The sequence below is a fragment of the Sphingomonas sp. EU05-FHT14C10 genome, from assembly GCF_058790595.1.
Genome location: NZ_JBYTEN010000009.1, coordinates 130,240 through 145,789, shown reverse-complemented (window position 1 = coordinate 145,789; position 15,550 = coordinate 130,240). Strand labels below are relative to the sequence as shown.

16 protein-coding genes are annotated in these 15,550 nt (G+C 70.1%); 10 read left to right on the top strand and 6 right to left on the bottom strand.

Features of this window, described 5'->3' with window-relative positions:
- Window positions 1–120: 120 nt before the first annotated feature.
- The 8 genes from AC3WT0_RS11265 to AC3WT0_RS11230 all read left to right on the top strand — a co-directional run bounded on the left by AC3WT0_RS11265 (window position 121) and on the right by AC3WT0_RS11230 (window position 5,724).
- The gene (locus AC3WT0_RS11265; RefSeq protein ID WP_492753646.1) at window positions 121–744 is read left to right on the top strand and encodes a nicotinate-nucleotide adenylyltransferase; all 624 of its coding nucleotides are present in this window, start codon (window positions 121–123) and stop codon (window positions 742–744) included.
- A gap of 9 nt (window positions 745–753) precedes the next feature.
- Complete coding sequence (rsfS, locus tag AC3WT0_RS11260; RefSeq protein WP_492753645.1) at window positions 754–1,152, top strand: ribosome silencing factor; 399 nt, start codon at window positions 754–756, stop codon at window positions 1,150–1,152.
- 7 nt (window positions 1,153–1,159) lie between these two features.
- Window positions 1,160–1,582 (top strand): 23S rRNA (pseudouridine(1915)-N(3))-methyltransferase RlmH, encoded by a 423-nt coding sequence (locus tag AC3WT0_RS11255; RefSeq protein ID WP_492753644.1) that lies wholly within the window; start codon window positions 1,160–1,162, stop codon window positions 1,580–1,582.
- Complete coding sequence (locus AC3WT0_RS11250) at window positions 1,582–2,784, top strand: murein hydrolase activator EnvC family protein (RefSeq protein ID WP_492753642.1); 1,203 nt, start codon at window positions 1,582–1,584, stop codon at window positions 2,782–2,784. Before AC3WT0_RS11255 ends, AC3WT0_RS11250 begins: the two co-directional genes overlap by 1 nt.
- An 85-nt stretch (window positions 2,785–2,869) precedes the next feature.
- Complete coding sequence (locus AC3WT0_RS11245; RefSeq protein ID WP_492753641.1) at window positions 2,870–4,222, top strand: S41 family peptidase; 1,353 nt, start codon at window positions 2,870–2,872, stop codon at window positions 4,220–4,222.
- Window positions 4,223–4,272: 50 nt separating this feature from the next.
- Window positions 4,273–4,761, top strand: coding sequence for a disulfide bond formation protein B (locus AC3WT0_RS11240; protein WP_492753640.1), 489 nt, complete (start codon window positions 4,273–4,275; stop codon window positions 4,759–4,761).
- Window positions 4,761–5,291, top strand: coding sequence for a demethoxyubiquinone hydroxylase family protein (locus tag AC3WT0_RS11235; protein ID WP_492753639.1), 531 nt, complete (start codon window positions 4,761–4,763; stop codon window positions 5,289–5,291). The genes AC3WT0_RS11240 and AC3WT0_RS11235 overlap by 1 nt, the downstream gene beginning before the upstream one ends.
- 46 nt (window positions 5,292–5,337) lie before the next feature.
- Entirely contained in the window at window positions 5,338–5,724 is a 387-nt protein-coding gene (locus tag AC3WT0_RS11230; RefSeq protein WP_492753637.1) for a hypothetical protein, read from the top strand.
- A gap of 3 nt (window positions 5,725–5,727) precedes the next feature.
- Here the strand turns inward: AC3WT0_RS11230 and AC3WT0_RS11225 are convergent, their stop codons facing one another.
- From AC3WT0_RS11225 to AC3WT0_RS11200, 6 genes are read right to left on the bottom strand one after another with little or no spacing between them, the layout of a single operon-like run.
- Complete coding sequence (locus AC3WT0_RS11225) at window positions 5,728–6,414, bottom strand: DJ-1/PfpI family protein (protein ID WP_492753636.1); 687 nt, start codon at window positions 6,412–6,414, stop codon at window positions 5,728–5,730.
- Window positions 6,411–7,742 (bottom strand): Nramp family divalent metal transporter, encoded by a 1,332-nt coding sequence (locus AC3WT0_RS11220; protein WP_492753634.1) that lies wholly within the window; start codon window positions 7,740–7,742, stop codon window positions 6,411–6,413. The genes AC3WT0_RS11225 and AC3WT0_RS11220 overlap by 4 nt, the downstream gene beginning before the upstream one ends.
- Window positions 7,739–11,179, bottom strand: coding sequence for a chromosome segregation SMC family protein (locus AC3WT0_RS11215; RefSeq protein WP_492753633.1), 3,441 nt, complete (start codon window positions 11,177–11,179; stop codon window positions 7,739–7,741). Before AC3WT0_RS11215 ends, AC3WT0_RS11220 begins: the two co-directional genes overlap by 4 nt.
- Window positions 11,180–11,201: 22 nt before the next feature.
- Window positions 11,202–11,969, bottom strand: a complete 768-nt coding sequence (locus tag AC3WT0_RS11210) for a thioredoxin domain-containing protein (protein ID WP_492753632.1) — start codon at window positions 11,967–11,969, stop codon at window positions 11,202–11,204.
- Between the two features lie 35 nt (window positions 11,970–12,004).
- Window positions 12,005–12,682, bottom strand: a complete 678-nt coding sequence (locus tag AC3WT0_RS11205; protein WP_492753631.1) for a DsbA family protein — start codon at window positions 12,680–12,682, stop codon at window positions 12,005–12,007.
- Window positions 12,683–13,234, bottom strand: a complete 552-nt coding sequence (locus tag AC3WT0_RS11200; protein ID WP_492753630.1) for a DUF721 domain-containing protein — start codon at window positions 13,232–13,234, stop codon at window positions 12,683–12,685.
- 14 nt (window positions 13,235–13,248) lie between these two features.
- Between AC3WT0_RS11200 and AC3WT0_RS11195 the strand changes: the two genes are divergently transcribed.
- Both AC3WT0_RS11195 and AC3WT0_RS11190 read left to right on the top strand, forming a co-directional pair.
- Window positions 13,249–14,295 (top strand): A/G-specific adenine glycosylase, encoded by a 1,047-nt coding sequence (locus AC3WT0_RS11195; protein ID WP_492753629.1) that lies wholly within the window; start codon window positions 13,249–13,251, stop codon window positions 14,293–14,295.
- Window positions 14,276–15,541: a serine hydrolase domain-containing protein gene (locus AC3WT0_RS11190; protein WP_492753627.1), complete on the top strand. Its 1,266-nt coding sequence runs from the start codon at window positions 14,276–14,278 to the stop codon at window positions 15,539–15,541. Before AC3WT0_RS11195 ends, AC3WT0_RS11190 begins: the two co-directional genes overlap by 20 nt.
- The last annotated feature ends 9 nt before the right edge of the window (window positions 15,542–15,550 follow it).

The window sequence follows — 15,550 nt, the reverse complement described above, 5'->3', positions numbered from 1 at the left end:
GCCTCCCACAGAGTGTATCCTGGATGGGAGGCCGGGTGGGGGAGCGGGCCGGTGCAGCCTCAACATCAACACCCAAAACCAAATCTTGATTTGGCCGCCACAGGCGTCATTGCTGGCGCGATGACGCTTACCGGCCTGCTCGGCGGCTCCTTCAATCCTGCGCATCGCGGCCACCGCGCGATCAGCCTCCATGCGATCGACGCGCTCGGGCTCGACGAGCTGTGGTGGATGGTCTCGCCCGGCAATCCGCTCAAGGCGGGCGCGACCGACATGGCGCCCCTTGCCGCGCGCCTTGCCTCGGCGCGTGCGATGGCGCGGCGCTCGCGGATCCGCGCCACCGATATCGAGGCGCGGCTGGGCACGCGCTACACCGCCGATACGCTGCGCAAGCTCATCCGCCGCTATCCCAAGCGCCGCTTCGTCTGGCTGATGGGCGCCGACAATCTCGACCAGTTCCACCTGTGGCGCGATTGGCGGAAGATCGCCCGCATGGTGCCGATTGCCGTAATCGCGCGTCCGGGTTATGATGCACATGCTCACGCGGTGCCCGCGATGGGCTGGCTGCGTCGCTCCGTCCGGCCCGCAGCCGAGGTAAAGAGATGGACGAAGTGGAGAACGCCGGCGCTCGTGCTGTTGCGCTTTCGCCCCGATCCGACTTCAGCCACCCTGTTGCGGCGGCAGAATCCCGATTGGTCTTCACGTTTCCGGCCGGGCGCGCGGCGCCGGCTTCACCCCCCTGTTTGAGGAACCCCATTGGCTTCACAGTCCCCGGTCCCGAAATCGCCCGACCCTGATTCGGTCGCGGCTCTGCATCAGCTCGTCCTTGCCTCGCTCGACGACGATCAGGCGGTGGACACGATCTCGATCCCGCTCGAGGGCAAGAGCAGCATCGCCGATCATATGGTGATCGCCAGCGGCCGTTCGACCCGGCAGGTCGCTTCGATGGCGCACAAGCTCGCCGATCGGATCAAGTCCGAGTTCGGCCGCAACGCGCGGATCGAAGGGCTGCCGACCGCCGACTGGGTGCTGATCGATGCCGGCGACGTGATCGTCCACCTCTTCCGCCCCGAAGTGCGCAGCTTCTACAATCTCGAGCGCATGTGGGCGTTCGGCGAAGCGCCGGCTGCCGCGCCACCCGCCGCGAACGCCTGATCCGGGCTTGCTGCTGCACATCATCGCGCGCGGCAAGATCGGGCGTGGCCCTGAGGCCGATCTGGTCGATCGCTATATGAAGCGCGTCGCCTGGCCCTGGCGGATCACCGAGCTTCCCGATCAGGGCGGCAGGCTTCCGGCGCGCGAGCCCGCCACCGCGCTTGTCGTCCTCGACGAAAAGGGGCGCGATCTGCCCTCGACCGAATTTGCCCGTATCCTCGAGCGCTGGCGCGACGACGGCCGGCGCGAGGCGCGCTTCATGATCGGCGCGGCCGACGGGCATGACGAGACGCTGCGCGACGAGGCCGACCTTCTCCTCGCCTTCGGCCGCGCGACCTGGCCGCACATGATGGCGCGCGCGATGCTGGCCGAGCAGATCTGGCGCGCGACGAGCATCGTCGCCGGCCACCCCTATCACCGCGAGGGATGATGAAGCGCGCGCCCGCTCCCGCCCTGTCCGCGCTCGCGCTTGCCGCCACGCTCACCGCCTTTTCGGCGGCCGCCGCGCAAAGCATCGCCGATGCAAGGCGCGAGCTTGATCGCGCGCGCGCCGAATCGGCCGATGCGGCGGCGCGATCGCAGGCGATGGTCGCCGAGGCCGGCCGCCAGCTCGATGCCGCCGCCAGGGCGCGCGCCGAGGAAGCAGCGATCGCCGCGCGCATCCAGGCATCCGAAGCCGATATCGCCGCCGCCGAGGCCCAGGTCGCGATCGTCGAGCGGCTCCGCGCCGTCCAGCGCGAGCGCCTTGCCGCGCGGCAGGGGCCGATCGTCCGCCTCGTCGCCGCGCTCCAGATGATGACGCGCCGCCCCGCCGCGCTCGCCGTCGTCCAGCCGGGGACGATCACCGATCTCGTCCATGTCCGCGCGGTGCTGGCGACGATGCTCCCGGTCATCGAGCAGCGCACAGCGGGGCTCCGCGCCGAGCTCGATCATGCCGCCCGCCTGCGCCGCCTTGCCGACCAGTCGGTCGCCGAGCTCCGCGCCGGCCAGCAGCGGCTGGTGGCCGAGCGCCAGCAGCTCGCCACCGCCGCCGTCGAGCATCGCCGCCGCTCGCAGACGCTGCGCAACGATGCCGCTTTCGAGGCCGACCGCGCCGTCGCGCTTGGCGAGCAGGCGCGCGACCTCGCCGATCTGATGGACGAGCTGGGCGCGCAGGCGTCGCGGCGCGATGCGCTAGCGGCGCTTCCCGGCCCCCTGCTTCGCCCACCGCGCCCGGGCGAAGCACCAATGCCCGTCGCCGCCGCCACAGCTGCTGCCGCCGAAGCGAAGGCGCCACCCTATCGCCTTCCCGTCAACGGCCGTGTCCTCACCGGGCTCGGCGAGGTCTCGCGCACCGGCGTGCGCTCGCGCGGGCTGACGATCGCGACGGCGCCCGGCGCGCTGGTTATCGCCCCCGCCGGCGGGCGCATCGTCTATTCGGGCGCCTATCGCGGCTATGGCCAGATCGTCATCATCGATCATGGCGGCGGCTGGACCTCGTTGCTCACCGGGCTCGACAGCCTGGCGGTCGCGGTCGGCGACACGGTGGTTCAGGGCAGCCCGCTCGGCCGCACCGGCACCGAGCAGCGCGCGCTCACCGTCGAGCTTCGCCGCGGCAGCGATCCCGTCGACATCGCACGGATGGCCGGATGACCCCCTGAAAATCCCCAACTCCCGTTTGGGAATCGCGCGGAAACGCTGTAACGTCGCTTCAAGTTCGCCCAAGGACCGTCCATCAATGCCCAAGTCGTTGTTCCGTAGCCCCCTCTTCCGTGCCACCGCGCTTGTCTCCGCGATCGCCATGATCCCCGCAGCCACGGCCGGCTTCGCCGCGGTGGACAGCCAGACCTTCCGCGAGCTCGACGTGTTCATGGACGTCTTCCAGCGCGTGCGCGTCGATTATGTCGACAAGGTCGACGACAAGAAGCTGATCAAGGGCGCGATCGACGGGATGCTTGCCAGCCTCGATCCGCACAGCTCCTATCTGGACGCGTCGGATTTCGACAATATGCGCACCCAGACCGACGGCAATTACGGCGGCCTCGGCCTCACCGTCTCGATGGAGGACGGCGCGGTGAAGGTGATCGCCCCGTCGGAGGACACCCCGGCCTATCGCGCGGGCATCAAGGCTGGCGACTATATCACGCATCTCAACGGCACGCTGCTCTATGGCGGCACGCTTGACGAGGCGGTCGGCCAGATGCGCGGCAAGCCCGGCACCACGGTCAAGCTCACCATCGTCCGCCCCGGCCGCGACAAGCCCTTCGACGTCACGCTGACCCGCGAAGTCATCGAGCTCAAGCCGGTGAAGTGGGAAGTGAAGGACGGCGTCGGCTACATCAACATCAACAGCTTCTCCAAGAATACCGGCGCCGACGTGCGCGCCGCGCTGATGGGGATCGACAAGGCGCTCGGCCATCGCCCGATCGGCTATGTCGTCGATCTGCGCTCCAACCCCGGCGGCCTGCTCGATCAGGCGGTCGAGGTGTCGGACGCCTTCCTCGATCATGGCGAGATCGTCTCGCAGCGCGGCCGCGAGAAGGGCGACATCGAGCGTTATTATGCCAAGCCCGGCGACGATTCGCATGGCCTGCCGATTGTCGTCCTCGTCGATGCCGGCTCGGCCTCGGCGGCAGAGATCGTCGCGGGCGCGCTGCAGGACCAGCACCGCGCGCTCGTCATGGGCGAACGCAGCTTTGGCAAGGGATCGGTGCAGACGCTGCTGCCGCTCTCCCAGAACACCGCGCTGCGCCTCACCACGGCGCGCTACTACACCCCCTCGGGCCGCTCGGTTCAGGAAGGCGGGATCGAGCCCGACATCAAGGTGCCGCAGCTTTCGGATCCCGATTACAAGACGCGCCCGCGCTTCCGCGAGGATGATCTGCGCCGCCACCTGATCAACGAGGCGAAGGTCGACAACAGCGTGCTGGAAGACGACACCAAGCCCGATCCGCGCTTCACCGCCACGGCGGAGGATCTGAAGAAAGCTAAGATCGACGACTTCCAGCTCGACTATGCGTTGAAGACGGTCCGCCGCATCGGCGCGCTGCCGCCGGCGCAGACGCGCACCGCAAGCGCCGGCAAGCGCTGAACACCACGCCCGCCTGGCGCACCCGCCGGGCGGCGAAGACAGGCAGGCCGATGAGATCTCCTTCCCTTTCGACCGCGCGGCTGATCGCGTTCGTCATGCCTGTGCTGCTGCTCGGCGGCGCCTATGTTTCGCAATATGGCTTCGGCCTTTATCCGTGCGAGATGTGCTGGTGGCAGCGCTGGCCGCACATGGCGGCGATCGCGCTGGCGCTGCTCGCCATCCTGTTCCGCAAGGGGCCGGTCAGCCGCCCGCTCGTCCTGCTCGCTGGAATCGCGATCCTGATCAGCGGCGCGATCGGCGTCTTCCACGCCGGCGTCGAATATCATTGGTGGGAAGGCGTCACGCGCTGCTCGATCGCGCCTGAGGCAGGCAGGAGCTCGGCCGACATCCTCGCTAACATCATGGCGACGCCGCTGATCCGCTGCGATCAGGCGCAATGGACGCTGTTCGGCATTTCGCTTGCCGGGTTCAACGCCATCTTTTCGCTTGCCTCTGCCGTCGCCATCTTCATCCTGCTGGGCAGGAGGAGCAGGCGCTGATGACCAGACCGGGCGAGCGCGGGGCCGACAGTGCATCGATGCTGCGCGTCGATCAGGCAGGCGAATTTGGCGCGACGCGCATCTATGCGGGGCAGCTCGCGGTTATGGGCGATCGTCATCCCATGGCCCGGTCGATCGCGCGCATGGCCGCGCAGGAGGAGCGCCACCGCGCCCATTTCGACGCGATGATCGCCGAGCGCGGCGTGCGCCCTACCCTGCTCCAGCCTTTCTGGGACGTGGCAGGCTTCGCGCTTGGTGCGGTGACGGCGGCGATGGGGCCGGAAGCCGCGATGGCCTGCACCGCCGCGATCGAGACCGAGATCGACAATCATTATGGCGAGCAGCTTGAGCGGCTCGGCGACAGCGATCCCGCGCTGTCGGAGGCGATCGCCGACTTCCGCGCCGAGGAAGTCGAGCATCGCGACGCGGCCCTTGCCGCGGGCGCCGAGCGCGCGCCGGCCTATCCGCTGCTCAGCGGCGCGATCCGGCTCGGCTGCCGCGCGGCCATCGCTCTTTCCAAACGGATATGAACTGCACCCCGCGCGTTGGCGCCAGAGACTGGATGGAACCCGCCTTATGAAACTGCTCCTCGTCGCCGCCGCGCTTTCGATCGGCCTCACCGTGCTTCCGATCATGCCGGTTCAGGCACAGTCGACCGATCGCGTCCTCACCATCTTCGGCAACGATCCCTGCCCGCGCGATACGATCTGCGTCCGCGCGCCGGAGAGCGAGCGTTACCGCATCCCCAAGGAATTCCGCGGCAATCCACTGCCGCCCGCCGATCAGCCCTGGGCAAACCGCGTCCAGAGCATGGAATATTCGGGATCCACGGGCACGGGCAGCTGCTCGCCGGTCGGAGCCGGCGGCTGGACGGGCTGCTACCAGAAAATGCTCCGCCAGGCGCAGCAGGAGCGCAAGCAGCAGCAACAGCAGCAGACCCCCGAAGTCGACGCTCCGCGCTGATCCTCAGCCGCGTCTGCGCGCGGCGATGGCTTTGACCTTCGCCGCGCGGTCGGGCGCATGTTTCGCGACCATCGCCTGATAACGCTCCATCGTCGCTGCGTCGGCGCGGTCGGGCGATCCGCTGTCGAAGGGCGGAGCGGGATCATATTCGAGGCTGAGCTGCACGAAACGCGCATGCGCCTCGCCGCGGATCGCCGCGGTCAGCGCCAGCGCGAAATCGATGCCCGCCGTCACCCCGCCGCCCGTCACGCGATTGCGATCGAACACCACGCGCTCGGCCACCGGCTCCGCCCCGAACCAGCCAAGCTGCTCGCGCGACGCCCAGTGGCAGGCGGCGCGATAGCCGTCGAGCAAACCGGCGGCGGCGAGCACCAGCGACCCCGTGCACACGCTCGTCACCCACTCCGCGCTTGCGGCCACCGCGCGCAGCCAGTCGAGCACCGCCCCGTCCTCCATGACCGCGACGGTGCCGAAGCCGCCGGGCACGCAGATGATGTCCGCCGTCTTGACGTCATCCAGCGTCGCGGTCGGCAGCAGGTCGAAACCCGCGTCGGTCGGCACGGGATCGCGCGTCTTCCACACCAGATCGATCTTCGCCGCGCCCAGCCGCGACAGCACCTGCGCCGGCCCGGTCAGGTCGAGCTGCGTCACGCTCGGAAACAGCAGGAAGACGACATGAACAGGCTTCATCCGAACAGCTCCGCATAGAAGAGCCAGATATTGGCCGCGACGATCGCCGCGAACAACAGCCAGGCGATCGCCGCCACCAGCCAGGGCGTCACGAACACACCCATCACCCGCCGGTCGCTGGTCACGCGGATCAGCGGCCAGATGGCGAAGGGCAGCTGGATCGACAGCACCACCTGCGACAGCACGAGCAGACGGCCGACCGATCCCTCGCCGAGCAGCCAGATGCCGGCAAGCGCGGGCAGGATCGCCAGCACGCGCGTGATCACGCGCCGCTGCCAGCAGGGAATGCTGAGGTCGAGAAAACCCTCGAGCACCACTTGCCCGGCGATCGTCCCGGTGAAGGTCGAGCTTTGCCCCGACGCAAGCAGCGCGAAGGCGAAAAGCAGCCCGGCCGCCGCCGCGCCGGTCAGCGGTTCGAGCAGCCGATGCGCCTCGGCGATGTCGGCGACGCCCTGATTGCCGCTGTCGTGGAACAGCGCCGCCGCCAGCACCATGATCGCGCCGTTGACCAGCGCGGCGAGCAATAGCGACACCGTCGTATCGGTCGTCGCCAGCCCGATCGCCTTGCGCTTCGCCGCATCGTTTGGCCCGATCGTGCGCGTGCGGACGATCGACGAGTGGAGGTAGAGATTGTGCGGCATCACCGTCGCGCCGACCACGCCGATCGCAAGATAGAGCGCGGATGGATCGGCCAGCCGCCGGAAATCGGGCACCAGCCCGGCCGCGATCGCCGCGCCGTCGGGGCGCGCGATCACCAGCTCGACGAGGAAGCACAGCCCGATGATCGCGACGAGCGCGCCGATGATCGCCTCGATCCGCCGGAAGCCCGCCCCCTGCAGGCCGAGCACGAGCAGCAGGTCGAGCGCGGTCAGGCAGATGCCCCACATCATCGGCAACCCGAAGAGCAGCTTGATCGCCAGCGCCGCGCCCAGCACCTCCGCGACGTCGGTCGCGATGATCGCCAGTTCGGCCGCCGCCCACAGCGCGATCCGCGTGCGATGCCCGTAACGGTCGCGGCATGCCTGTGCGAGATCGCGATCGGCCGCGAGCCCCAGCCGCAGCGCCAGCGTCTGGAGCAGGATCGCGGCCAGGCTCGACAGCATCACGACGAAGAGCAATGCATAGCCGAAGGCCGCACCCGCCGCGATGTCGGTCGCCCAGTTGCCCGGGTCCATATAGCCGACCGCGACGAGCAGCCCCGGCCCGGCGAACAGCGCCGCCCGCTTCAGCGCCGACGCGCCCCTGGGCACATTGATCGATCCCTGCACCTCGGCGGGGCAGAAGGGTGCCGTCGCGATCTTGGGCAGCGGCCAGAACTGTGCCTTCATTCGGCCGCCAGCAGCCGTTCGGCCCCGCCCAGATCGACCGAGACGAGCCGGCTCACCCCCTGCTCGACCATGGTCACGCCGAACAGCCGGTGCATCCGGCTCATCGTCACCGCATTGTGCGTGACGATCAGGTAACGCGTCTCGGTTTCGCCGACCATGGCTTCGAGCAGATCGCAGAAACGCTCGATATTGGCGTCGTCGAGCGGCGCATCGACTTCGTCGAGCACGCAGATCGGCGCGGGATTGGTGAGGAACAGGCCGAAGATCAGCGCGACCGCGGTCAGCGCCTGCTCGCCACCCGAAAGCAGCGTCAGCGTCGCCAGCTTCTTGCCCGGCGGCTGCGCCATGATCTCCAGCCCCGCTTCCAGCGGATCGTCCGAATCGACAAGCTGCAGATACGCTTCGCCGCCGTTGAACAGCGTGGAGAAGAGGCGGCGGAAATGCCCGTTCACCGCCTCGAACGCGGCCAGCAGCCGCTGCCGCCCCTCGCGGTTGAGGCTGCCGATCGATCCGCGCAGCCGGTGCACCGCCTGCATCAGCTCGTCGCGCTCGGAAACATTGGTCGCGTGCGTCTCCTCAAGCTCCTTCAGCTCCCGCTCGGCGACCAGATTGACCGGGCCGATCCGCTCGCGGTCGAGCATCAGCCGCTCGTGCCGCGCCGATTCCGTCGCCGCATCGCTCACGTCGGCACTCGCAAAGCCGATCCGCTCGGGCAGCAGCACCGGCGGGCATTCGAAGCGCTCGCCCGATACGCGCCCCGCCTCGATGCGCCGCTGCTCCTGATTCTCCGCGCGCGCCGCCGCCCCGGCACGCGCCTCGCGCGCCTGCGCCAGCAATTCGCCCGCCGCCGCCGCCGTCGCCTCGGCCTCGCGCAGCTTCGCTTCGGCCTCGCGCTCGGCGACGGCCAGCGCCTCGGCGGCCTCCGCGCTTGTCGCGCGTTCGGTGGTCGCTGCCTCGATCCGCGCATCGAGCCGTGCCGGCGCATCGACCAGCGTCAGCGCCTCCGCCTCGGCCGCGCGGGCACGCGCGGTCATGTCCTCGATCCGCTTCGCCGCCTCGCCCGCGCGCGCGCGCCAGCTCTTGATCTCGGCCGCCGCCGCCGCGCGCCGCTCGCGGTCGGAGGCGATCGCGCGATCGATCGTCGCCGTCTCGGCCTTCAGTTGCGACACGCGTTCGCGCGCGCCTTCGCTCACCGCGCGCAGCGTCTCGACCAGCTTCGCCGTAGCGCTGCCGTCGGGAAGCGCCGCAACCGCCGTCTCGGCCGCCGCCAGTTCGCGCGCGCCCTCCTCGCGTTCGCCGTCCGCGCGCGCAATGCGCTGGGCGATCTCGGCGCGGCGCGAAGCCAGCCGCTCGATCGCCGCGTTCGCCTGATCCTCGTCGCGCTGCGCCTGCCGCGCGCGGCTTTCCGCCTCGCCCCGCGCCTGCCGCGCCGCCTCGATCGCGCCCGTCGCCTCGGCCAGCGTCGCGCGCGCCGCCCCCAGCCGCGCCTCGGCCGCATCGACCGCGCCGCGCGCCTCGGGCAAAGCCGCCTCGATCGCCGCCAGCCGGTTGGCGCGCACCAGCCGTTCGGCCGTCGCCGCGCCTTCGCCGCTTGTCACGAAGCCGTCCCAGCGCCGCAGCGCGCCGCCGCGCGTCACGATCCGCTGCCCGACTGCCAGTGGCCGTCCGTCATCGGCATCGACCACGCCGATCTGCGCCAGCCGCCGCGCGAGCGCAGCCGGCGCCTGCACATGATCGCCGAGCCGCTCGACACCCTCGGGCAGGGCCGGATCGCCGTCCTGCCGCTCGGCTCCCGCCCAGCGGCGGTCGCCCTCCAGTCCGGCTTCCAGATCGTCGCCCAGTGCCGCCGCCAGCGCATGTTCATAACCCGGCGCGGCGCGCATCGCGGCCAGCACCGACGCCACCTTGCCGCCACCGCCCGCCGCCAGCGCACGCTCGAGCGCCCTGGTCTCGCCTTCGAGCGCCGCCAGCGCCGATCGCGCGGCCGCGCCCTCGCCCTCGGCCTCGCTGCGCGCTTCGGCGGCTGCGGCGCGCGCCGCCTCGCCTGCCTCGATCCGCGCCGCCGCGCCCTGCGCCTCGCCTTCGGCCGCCGTGCGCGTGCCCGCCGCGCTGTCGCGCGCCGCGATCAGCGGCGCTTCCTCGCCCAGCCCCGCCGCTTCCTGCGTCAGTCTTTCGCATTCGCGCGCCGCGCGTTCGGCCAGGCTCCGCGCGGCGGCCAGCGCCGCCTGCGCCACGCGCGCGTCGGCCTGCTCCGCCGCTTGTGCCGACAAGGCGCGCGCCAGCTCGACCTCGGCATCGCGCGCCGCCAGCTCGGCTGCCGCCACGCCGCTCGCCAGATCGGGCTTGCCCTTCTCGGCCGCCGCGATCCGCGCATCGAGCAGCGCGCTTTCCTCCGCTATCCCCCTGATCGCCTCGGCGGCATCGTTGGCGAGCGCCCCTTCGCGCTCGCGGTCGGCCGCCAGCCGGCGCGTCTGTTCGGCAAGCTCGGCGATCCGTCGGTCGAGCGCGGCGCGTTCGGCCTGCAGCGTAGCCAGCGCGTGCCCCGCCTCGCTCGCCCGTTCGCGCGCCGCCATTGCGGCACTGCGCGCGCCGGCGACCTTCGCGACCGCCTCCGCGCTCCACGCCGCCGCCGCGCGCTGCGCTTCGGCGGCCTGGTGGACCTTCTCCTCGGCCGCCGCCGCCTCGGCCTTGGCCGCGTCGGCCGCCGCCGCCGCCTCGCGCCAGCGCGCGAAGAGCAGCCGCGCCTCTGCGATCCTGATCTCGCCCGAAAGCTGGCGGTAGCGCTCGGCCTGCCGCGCCTGCCGCTTCAGCTGCCCGGCGCGCGTCTCCATGTCGGCGATCAGTTCGTCGAGGCGCGTCAGATTGGCCTCGGTCGCGCGCAGCTTCTGCTCGGCGTCCTTGCGGCGGACATGGAGCCCGGCGATCCCCGCCGCTTCCTCCAGCATCGCGCGCCGCTCGGTCGGCTTGGCGGCGATGACGGCGCCGATCCGCCCCTGGCTGACCAGCGCGGGCGAATGCGCGCCGGTCGCCGCATCGGCGAAGATCAGCGCGACATCCTTGGCGCGCACGTCGCGGCCGTTGACGCGATAGGCCGATCCCGCCCCGCGCTCGATCCGGCGGACGACCTCCACTTCGTCTCCCGCTGCGATCCCAGCCGGCCCCACTGCCTCGTCGGGGCTGCGCTCGGCGAGCAGCTGGACTTCGGCAAAGCTCCGCGCCGGTCGCGTCGCGGTGCCGGCGAAGATCACGTCCTCCATCCCGCCGCCGCGCATCGATCGGGCGCTCGATTCGCCCATAACCCAGCGCAATGCCTCAAGCAGGTTCGATTTTCCGCAGCCATTGGGGCCGACGATACCCGTCAGCCCCGGCTCGATCCTCAGCTCCGCCGGATCGACGAAGCTCTTGAACCCGCTCAGTTTGAGGCGGCGGAACCTCATGCGCCCCCCTGACGCAAGTGGATCAGGCCCCCGCGGCGATGAGCTGCGGCTCGAGCAGCTCCCAGGTCGCGGTGGCGTCGAGCAGCTTGCCGTTGATCAGGAAGCTGGGCGTGCCCTGGATCTTGATCTGGTCGTTGGCGACCTTCTGCATCGAGACGAGCTGGTCGAGCTCGGCCTTGTCGGCAAGGCAGGTCTTCAGCTTGGCGTCGGCGATGCCGTGCTGGCGCGCGAACTCGTCGAGGCCGACGAGGGTCGCGATCGCGCCATATTGCTGGTTGGGCGGCAGCGCGCCGATGCGCTGCTGGTCGGCCGGGGTCAGCTTCTGCGCCTTCTCGAACAGCGCTTCCTGATTCTCGAACATCTGCTCGGTCAGCGGCAGGAAGGGCGCCGCGCCGTTGCAGCGCGTGATGAGCGATGCGGTCACGTCGATCGGGTCGCGCACATAGTTGCGCACTTCGAGGCTGACGGTGCCCTTCTCGATATATTTGTCGCGCAGCTGCGGGAAGGCGGTCTTGGCGAACTCGCCGCAGTGCGGGCAGGTGAGCGAGAGATATTCGACCAGCTTCACCGGCGCATTGGGATTGCCGATCACGAAGCCGCCGTCGGCGGTCTTGCTGACAGTGGTCAGCCAGTCGCTGCCCGCCGGCGCCTTGATCGCCGCTGCGGTCGAGGCCGACGCGCTGGCATTGCCCGTGGCGTTGCCCGCCGCCGCGGTCTCGTCGCTCTTGCCCGAGCAGCCGGACAGGATCAGCGCGATCGCGGCAAGGCTGAGGCCGATGGTCGATTTCATTGGTCGAATGACTCCCGTGGTGAAAATGCGTTGGCTTACTTCTGCGCCGCGACCAGCGCCGGTTTCAAGGCCGCCCAGCTTGCGGCGTCGGGAACGATCGTCCCGTTGATCGCGAAGGCCGGGGTGCCGGGGATGCGGACGCCGTTCCACGCCTGATCGGTCATGTCGCCGATCAGCTTCTGCTGCGCCGCGTCGGTCAGGCATTTGTCGATCTGCGCAGGCGTCACGCCGCGCGCCTCGACGATCGCCGCCAGCCCCGATGCCCGCGCCTCCAGCTTCAGCCCCTCGTCGCGCGGCATGGCGGTGAGCTTCTCGCCATTGGCCTGCTCATAGCTCGCGCCCTTGTCGATCCAGTCATTCTGTGCCGCGAAGATCGCCTCGCTGGTGCCGAAGAAGCGCGCCGCGCCGCCGCAGCGCGCCAGCAGCGTCGCGATGAAGTCCAGCCGGTCGCGCACCGCGTGGCGCAGCTCGATCGATGTGCTGCCATTGGCGATGTACTGCTGGCGCAGCGCGTCCTTGGATTCGGCGACATAATGCGCGCAGTGCGGGCAGGTGTAGCTGACATATTCGACCAGCTTCACCTTGGCGGCGGGATTGCCCATCACGAAGGCGCCCGTCGGCGTCATCGTCACCTTGCGCGTCCAGTCGATCTTGGGCGGGGCGGCTGCGGAGAGCGCGACGAAACAGACAATCAACGCCAGCAATCTCGACATTCAGTCCTGTCCCTTCTCGACCTGCGGCACGCCGCTCGTCCGCGCCACGCCTTGCGCCAGCGCCTCGAGCACCGCCTTCAATTCCGGATCGACGATCGCGCGCAGGCTGTCGCCCAGCTCGACGGGCACGGGCTTGAGCGAGGGTGGCGGCTTGCGCGGCGCGCGCGGCGCGATCTGCCCCTGCTTCATCGTCACCCGCGAAACCGCCGGATAGCCGAAGAAGCGATTGACCCGCTCGACGATCTCGGGCGCGACATGCTGCATCATCGGCGCGTGCGCGGAGGATACGGTCAGCGTCAGCACGCCGTTGGATCGCTCGCCCTGCGGGAAGCGGATCGATTCGGGCGCGGACACGCCGGCATAGCGGCTGCCGACGATCTCGCCCCAGCGGCCGACGATCGATGCCTGCACGAAACCGAATCGGCGGAAGGCCGCGCGCCCGACATCGGGCAGCATCTCCGCAACCGCGCGCGCGGGGCCGCCGCGCGGGCGTTCCTCCGCGACCGGCGCCGGTGATTTGGGGGTGCGGCGTTCCTTCATCCGCCGCGTCATGCCATAGCCGCCCCATGTGCGTCGATACGGAACCCGCGCGTCTGCTGCTCGGCTGGTATGACCGCGCGGCGCGCGTCCTGCCCTGGCGCAGCCCGCCCGGCGCGCCGCCGCCCGATCCCTATCGCGTCTGGCTGTCGGAGATCATGCTCCAGCAGACGACCGTCGCAGCGGTGAAGCCCTATTTCGAGCGCTTCACGACGCGCTGGCCCGACGTCGCGGCGCTCGCAGCCGCCGCCGATGCCGATGTGATGAGCGCATGGGCGGGGCTCGGCTATTATGCCCGCGCGCGCAACCTGCTCGCCTGCGCGCGCGCCGTCGCCGCGCGCGGCGGCTTTCCCGACGACGAGGCAGGCCTGCGCGCGCTTCCCGGCATCGGCGCCTATACCGCCGCCGCCGTCGCCGCGATCGCCTTCGGCCGCCGCGCCGTGGTGGTCGACGGCAATGTCGAGCGCGTGACCGCAAGGCTCTTCGCCGTCGCCGATCCGATGCCCGGCGCGAAGCCCCGGCTCCGCGCGCTCGCCGACACGATCGCGCCCGCCGATCGCGCCGGCGATTTCGCGCAGGCGATGATGGATCTGGGCGCGACGATCTGCACCCCGCGCAACCCCGCCTGCGCGATCTGCCCTCTCGCCGCGCACTGCGCGGGCCGCACCGATGCCGCCGCCTATCCGGTCAAGCCGCCCAAAGCAGATCGCCCGCACCGCCACGGCATTGCCTGGTTCGCCGTCCGCGACGATGCCGTCCGCCTCGTCCGCCGCCCGACCAGGGGCCTGCTCGGCGGGATGCGCGCCCTGCCTTCGACCGGGTGGAGCAAGGGCTCCGACAGCGCGGCGCCGGCCGACGGAGACTGGGTCGCCGCCGGCTTCGTCACGCATGTCTTCACCCATTTCGCGCTCGATCTCGAGGTGCGCGTCGGCCGCATCGAAAGCGATTGCGATCCCTGGCCGGAAGGAGAATGGTGGCCGCTCGACAGGATCGGCGAGGCGGGGCTGCCGAGTCTGTTCGCCAAAGCGGCCGAACTGGCGATGAGGGAGGATATGGATGTTCGATCAGCAGCTTGATCGCAGGCTTTTTCTGGGCGGCCTGTTCGGCGCCGCCGCGCTTTCCGCCACTCCCGCCTTCGCGCGCGACACGAAACTGGCCAGCGTCCAGGCGCTGCTCGACAGCTATGCGCCGGTCAAATTGCCGGGCGTCGGCGGCGCGGTCGGCTTCGGCAGCGCTGCGCCCACCTTCCTCGCCGCCGGCACAATCGCGCGCGACAGCAAGACCCCGGTCGATGCCGACACGCTGTGGCGCGTCTATTCGATGACCAAGCCGATCACCGGCATGGCGGCGATGATCCTCGTCGAGGAAGGCAAGCTGTCGCTCGATCAGGACATTGCCGATTTCATCCCGGGCTTCAAAAATCCGCGTGTCCTCGTCGATCCGATGAAGGATCTGACCAGCCGGCCCGCCACGCGTCCGATCACGGTGCGCAACCTGCTCACCCATACGGCGGGGCTCGGCTACACGATCGTCACCAAGGGGCCGTTGCTGGCCGAATATCAGCGCCTCGGCCTCAATCCCGCCGCCGCCAGCCGCAAGAAGCTGCCCGGCTTCCCCGACGTGCCGACCGCGCCCAGCCTCGAGGAATTCGCCAATCGCCTCGCCACGCTGCCGCTGATCGCCGATCCGGGCGCGAAATGGAGCTATTCGGTCGGGCTCGACCTGCTCGGGCGCGTGATCGAGGTCGCGTCGGCCATGCCCTTCGATCGCTTCCTCCAGACGCGCATCTTCGATCCGCTGGGGATGACGAGCACCTGGTTCCAGGTGCCGACGAGCGCGCTGCCGCGCCTCACCACCAATTATTTCTACCTGCCCTCGGGGCCCTTCCCGCTCGATCCGGGGCTGTACAGCGTGTTTCAGGACAAGCCGGCCTTCCCCTTCGGCGGCGCCGGCCTCGTCATGTCGATGCGCGACTATGACCGCTTCCTGCTGATGCTGATGGGCGAAGGCGCGATCGGCGGCACGCGGATCATGAAGGCAGAGACGGCGCGCCTCGGCATGTCCAACCTGCTGCCCGCCGGCGCCGACACCGCGGGAACGCTGATCGACGGCGCGGGCTTCGGCGCCGGCGGACGCGTGACGCTGAAGGCGACGCCGGGCGGATCGGGGGTCGGCACCTTCGGCTGGGGCGGCGCGGCGGCGACGATCGCCTTCGTCGATCGCGTCAATCAGGTGCGTGCCGGCGGCTATGCCCAGTTCATGCCCGACCAGACGATGCCCTTCACCAAGGAATTCGCCGTTTCGGTCTATCGCAGCCTGTGAGCCATTTTC